The organism is Longimonas sp., from assembly GCF_046498435.1.
GTDB lineage: Bacteria > Bacteroidota > Rhodothermia > Rhodothermales > Salinibacteraceae > Longimonas.
Map to the genome: position 1 here is coordinate 1 of NZ_JAWOAR010000145.1, position 5701 is coordinate 5701.

At 59.2% G+C, this 5701-nt stretch carries 5 protein-coding genes; all 5 read left to right on the forward strand.

From position 1 onward, the window contains the following. A partial coding sequence (mreB, locus tag R6U20_RS05330) for a rod shape-determining protein MreB (protein WP_410336827.1) occupies nucleotides 1–650 on the forward strand: 650 nt, incomplete at its 5' end. Between the two features lie 244 nt (nucleotides 651–894). Beyond that, nucleotides 895–1767: a rod shape-determining protein MreC gene (mreC, locus tag R6U20_RS05335; protein ID WP_410336828.1), complete on the forward strand. Its 873-nt coding sequence runs from the start codon at nucleotides 895–897 to the stop codon at nucleotides 1765–1767. 228 nt (nucleotides 1768–1995) lie between these two features. Then, entirely contained in the window at nucleotides 1996–3483 is a 1488-nt protein-coding gene (gene dacB, locus R6U20_RS05340; RefSeq protein ID WP_410336829.1) for a D-alanyl-D-alanine carboxypeptidase/D-alanyl-D-alanine-endopeptidase, read from the forward strand. 84 nt (nucleotides 3484–3567) lie between these two features. After that, nucleotides 3568–4134 (forward strand): ATP-dependent protease subunit HslV, encoded by a 567-nt coding sequence (gene hslV / locus R6U20_RS05345; protein ID WP_410336830.1) that lies wholly within the window; start codon nucleotides 3568–3570, stop codon nucleotides 4132–4134. Nucleotides 4135–4442: 308 nt separating this feature from the next. Then, the gene (locus tag R6U20_RS05350; protein WP_410336831.1) at nucleotides 4443–5525 is read left to right on the forward strand and encodes an NYN domain-containing protein; all 1083 of its coding nucleotides are present in this window, start codon (nucleotides 4443–4445) and stop codon (nucleotides 5523–5525) included. The last annotated feature ends 176 nt before the right edge of the window (nucleotides 5526–5701 follow it).

Sequence of the window (5701 nt, forward strand, 5' to 3'; positions counted from 1 at the left end):
CTGCCGAGCACGCTGGCGCGAAACGGGTACATCTCATCTCCGAGCCGATGGCCGCAGCGATTGGCATTGGGCTCGACGTCAGCGAAGCTGTGGGCAACATGGTTGTTGACATTGGCGGCGGCACCACCGAAATCGCAGTCATTGCGCTGTCGGGCATCGTCATCGACGAGTCAATTCGCGTGGGCGGAAACGAGATCGACAACGCGGTGGTGCAGTACTTTAAGCGCAATCACAACCTGCTGATTGGTTCGCGCACCGCCGAGCGCATCAAGTGCGAAATTGGGAGCGCTATTGAACTGGAAACCGAACTGGAACTCTCAGTGCGCGGACGCGACCTGGTGAGTGGCATCCCCAAAGACCGCACCATCTCGTCGGTGAACGTGCGCGAAGCCTTGCGCGACAACCTCGACCAGATCGCCGCAGGCGTGCTCCGGTGCCTGGAGCGCACTCCGCCCGAACTCGGCGCCGATGTCTTAGAGCGTGGCATCATGCTCACCGGCGGCGGCGCCATGCTGCACGGCCTCGATGAAATGCTGCGCGACCGCGTCGAACTCCCCGTGTACGTGGCCGAGAACCCGCTTACTGCAGTGGTGCGCGGCACCGGCACCGCACTCGAAAACCTGGAGCAGTACAAACGGGTGCTGATATAGCAAACATAGGCGCTGAGATCACACGGCATAGAGCGGCGGATACACGTGTGCGACCTGTCGATCCGGGCGGCGGCATGCTACAAGGAGGAGCGATGCCCGTTCTGACAAACAAAACAGGATTGCAGCACAGAGTCGCAGCATCGTAGGCGCCAGCCCTTCCAACAGAAAACAGCTCCGCCGGGGCAAACGGGCCCCCGTTTGTCCGTTGCAGTAGGATTGTGTACCACGAACGACGCTATGCCCCATGGATGCTTCGCAATGGGACCGCCTCCGCGACTGGGCTGTGTTTCTTGGGCTGCTGCTTGTAGCCTGCGTTGTGCTGTTTACCGCCAACCGTCCCTTCAACCAGGCACTTCGCACCTATGGCATGGAGGTCACCGCACGCATCGAGCAGCAGTTTGCGTGGGTGGGGCGCTACACGCGTGCGCTGCAAGAGAACGAGGCGCTGCGGGCACGAAACATAGAGCTTTCGAGTGAGGTCGCCCGCTCGCGCGATGCCCGCTCGCGCAACCAAGAACTCGAAGCTATGCTGGCTCTGCAAACCCGGGCCGACACCACAGTTGCCGACAGCGTGCTCGTGGCGGCTCGCATCTTACAAAAAGATCTCACGCAACAGCAGAACCTTCTGACGCTCGACGTGGGACAGCGCGATGGCATAGAAACCGGCATGCCCGTTGTTACCCCCAATGGCATTGTCGGCACCGTGCTGATGGTGAGCCCCCGGTTCTGCCGCGTGCTGCCATTTCTGAACACCGACTTCCGTGTGCCGGGCACCATCGAAACCGTCGGCGCCGAGGGCGTAGTGCGGTGGGAGGGCAATGCGCTGAACCAGCTGGCTATGGAGCATGTCGTAAAGACTGAACCGGTCGAAGAGGGACAGCGCGTGTCTACCAGCAGCCACAGCAGCGTCTTTCCCAGCGGATGGCCCATCGGCACCATTGACTCTGTCGATACGCGACCGGGGCGCAACGACCTTACCATCACGCTACGTCCTGCAGTGGCCCTGCACACGCTCGACCATGCCTTTGTGATGCGCACTCAATCCAACGACTACGATCTTGCCGCCGATAGCACCCAGGGCTATGACTATGCCACCATGAATCCTGGTGATTCGTAGATGCACCTCGTAGATGCGCCTCGTAGAGGGCGCTCAACGAAGCAAAGTCAACGAAGCAAAGCATGTGCATGTGGGAGGTGCAGTGCGTACGTTGTACAGCACAGTTCTGCGTCATCCCCTGGGCATCGTTCTGCTGCTCATGTTCTACAGGCGGATGCAATAGCACCGCGCTTTGCCCACATTGCACTCTCCATTTACGCTCGACTCGCACACGCATCGCCCCTCTTTATGTACATTCGTATCCTGACTACCATGATGACAGCATGGCTCCTGCTGATGGGAGCCGCACCAGTAGCACACGCCCAATACTCATGGGCCTCAGAGATGCGCGAGGATATCCGCACGGTGCTCGATGAACATGACTCCGAAGGGATCTGGAGCGCGCTGGTCCTTAACCTGAAGACCAACGAGGTCATGGTCGATTATCGGAGCGAGGCCACCATGCTTCCCGCCTCCACCGTAAAAGTGCTCACATCGGCAGCCGCACTCGACCTGCTGGGCCCCGACTTTCAGTATGAAACCGTGCTCACAGCAACCGGCCCGGTGCGCGACGGATGCATTCAAGGCCACGTGGTGCTGCACGGAAGCGGAGACCCCTCCTTCGGAGCGACACAACCCACGGCATCCGTCTTTACCAACTGGGCTGAAGGGCTGGCGCAGACCGGCATCGAATGCATAACGGGCAATGTGATTGGCAACGGTACGCGGTTCGATAAGCCCAGCATGGGACCTGGATGGAGTTGGGACGATGCCTCGTACAAATACGCGGCCCAGCACAGCGCGCTCTCGTATCATGGCAACGTGATTGATATTGCCATTCGAGCGACCCCGCGCGACGAGCAGCCTCGTGTGCGGTGGGAGCCCGACAGCACCTCGTATGTAACCATCAGCCAGCAACTGGAGCGGCGCTCAGCGGGTAGCAGCCTGTCGCGTAGCTACGAGCGGCTGCCGGGCCAGAACGTGATCGATGTGGAGGGCGAAATCCCTGTTGGACGCGCAACACGGTTTCAGGTGACGGTCGACAATCCGACGGTGTTTTCGGCGTACGTGTTTAACGAAGCGCTACAGCGTGCTGGTGTTCGTGTTGAGGGGCAGGCTACCTCCTGGCGGGTGCTCGACGCGCGCCCCACGATCCGCGACACCCTTACCTCGGCGTTCTCCCCGCCGCTCTCGGATCTGGTACAGACGATGAACACCGAGAGCAACAACCTATATGCCGAACAGCTACTACACACCCTGGGGGCCGAAGCCCACGGCGACTCGCTCGACGCCGAAGGAACCCGCGAGCGCGGATTGCACCTGGTGCGCAGCCTTATCGAACAGGTTGGGGGCGATCCCGATCGTCTGCGCCTGGTTGATGGATCGGGCCTTTCGCGCTACAATTTGATCTCAGCCAAGATGCTCGTGCGAGTCCTGGCTTATATGCATACCCACCCCGACCCGGATGTGCGGCGCGCCTTTGTAGATTCTCTTCCCGTGGGCGGACAAAATGGAACCCTGGAGTACCGCTTTCGGCGCGCCAGTGCTGCACGGGGCAATGTGCGCGCAAAAACAGGGACGCTTTCAAATAACAGCAGCCTGGCTGGATACGTAACCTCATTCGAGGGCACGCCCTTTGCGTTTGCGCTCATGGCAAATAATCACGTGGGGAGCACACGGGCCCTACGCATTATTCAAGACCAAATCGTTAACATACTGGCCGAATATCCGCGCTAAGTTACCGAACTGCATTCCGCGCGGAAGGTAAGAAGTGTGCTATTGTGTACATATGCTTTTTCGAAACGCTTTCCAGATGCGCCTATGCCTACCTCGCCACCCCTGCACGGAACCACCGTCGTTGGTGTTCGCCACAACGGTCAGATTGCTATGGGATCCGACGGGCAAGCTACCATGGGGGAAACGGTCATGAAACACAAGGCCGAAAAGGTACGCACGTTGTACAACAGCGAGATTTTGGCCGGCTTTGCGGGCTCCACTGCTGATGCCTTCACGCTATTCGAACGATTTGAGGAAAAGCTGGAGGAATACGGCGGCAATGTAACGCGCGCCGCTGTTGAATTAGCTAAAGACTGGCGGACCGACCGCTATCTGCGCAAACTGGAAGCGCTACTGGCTGTCGCCTCGGGCGATCGGCTGCTGGTGCTTAGCGGCAGCGGCGATGTGATTGAACCGGATGATGATGTCCTTGCTATTGGATCTGGCGGGTCGTTTGCGCTTGCAGCGGTGCGTGCGATGAAGAAGCATGCACCCGACCTGGATGCGCACACGCTGGTTGAAGAAGGCCTCCGCCAGGCCGCAGACATCTGCATCTATACCAATCACAACCGCACCATCCTGGATCTGGCTGCTGAGGCGTCGGATCGTTAAGGGCGCCGCCATCAAAGAACACGACGGAGGCCACCCGGCGCATCTGCGTACCGGAAATCATGGAGACAGATGCCGATTGCCTGCGTCGTGCCTGGGAATGGTGCGTGATGCAGCATCATCCTATGCTGCACTATTGTAACGGGCTTGCCTCAACACCACCAATCGACAGTATGCAGCGGCGTCTCCCCCACCCTACAGGTCGGTGCAGCTGTCGCCTTAAAGAAAACACCGGCTGGTCGAGGCCCGGCAGCCAATCGACAACGACCAGCACCACTAAATTAAAGTAAACACCGACGAATCAACCTATTATGTCTACAAAAACAGGAGCACAACCCTCCCCGAAGCGCGCCGCTTTCTTTGTTGACTACGACAATGTATACACGGTGCTGCATGCCCAAGACACAGAACGGGCCCCCCATGTGCTGGCGATGCGCATTATTGATAAGGTGCAGCGCTACCTCGCAGAAGGCGACGACACACCCACCGTGTTCGCTCGGGCCTACGCCGACTTTGCTACGCTGCCCGATGCCAAGCCGGGCGAAGCGGAAACGGATCTTTATGAACACGGCTTTGCTCCCCAAACAACCCCCACAGCCGTACAACTGAATGCATCGGAGCAGCACCTAACAGTTGACGTCACCCACCTGCTGCATGAACGGCCGGACATCACCTCGGTCGTCATCGTTACAGGCGACCGGCCGTACCTGCCGCTCATTCGGGCAGTGCGCGAGCGCGGCTTGCGTCCGCTGGTTGCCGCTGTGCATCCGCCGCAGAGCAATGTCATTGCGCCCTACCTGGAGGACGAAGCCTACCTCGACGCACGCAACATGCTGGGCTCGTCGGCTCGCGACACGCTCAACTCGCGCGAGCAAGCCAACCGCCCCAGCCGTCGCCGCACCCGTGCCAGCGCGCCTCCGGCCCAGCAAGAACCCATCGACGACCCCATTTTGCGAGCGACTATTGAGGTGACCGAAGAGTTCTTCGGGCAGTACGACGAGGTCTACCTCACGCCGTTGCTGCGTAAAATCTCGGAAGAACTCGGGGAAGGCTACGACCCGAAAGCGCTCGTTAGTGATCTGGAATCTGCTGGTGCGGTCTGGCTGGAGAAGCGCGATGGCTACCCGTACGATTACACGGTGCTCATCGTGAATGAGGAGCACGAAGATGTACAAAAGATTCTGGACGACTATTACCGCGATCGTACGTTTGGCGGGGGATACAGCAATGGCACCCCGGCCGCCGACGAGGCCCCAACCGAACCCGAAGAGGAATATGCGCCGGTACAACCATCCAGCCTCGATGACTATGCCGATGATGAACCCGTCGATGATGAACCCGTCGATGACGGACTCGACGACGAGGACCTCAACGAAGCCGATTCGCCGGCGTAGTTGAACTCTTGACCCTTTAACAGTCGTTCTGCGGTTGTTCTACGCGAATGGAGCGCATTGCTGCGCATCCCGCTGTTTCTACGTTGCTGCTACTCTGGACTAATCTTCTACTTTCATGGCCACCCATCCCTCTTTGGATGAATTGACGCCTCGGCAGATTGTCGAGGAACTCGATC

Bases quoted from the DNA above. Each gene is read 5' to 3' on its own strand.
- mreC (WP_410336828.1), top strand. From the start codon at position 895: ATGGATGCTTCGCAATGGGACCGCCTCCGCGACTGGGCTGTGTTTCTT.
- hslV (WP_410336830.1), top strand. From the start codon at position 3,568: ATGCCTACCTCGCCACCCCTGCACGGAACCACCGTCGTTGGTGTTCGC.
- dacB (WP_410336829.1), top strand. From the start codon at position 1,996: ATGTACATTCGTATCCTGACTACCATGATGACAGCATGGCTCCTGCTG.
- R6U20_RS05350 (WP_410336831.1), top strand. From the start codon at position 4,443: ATGTCTACAAAAACAGGAGCACAACCCTCCCCGAAGCGCGCCGCTTTC.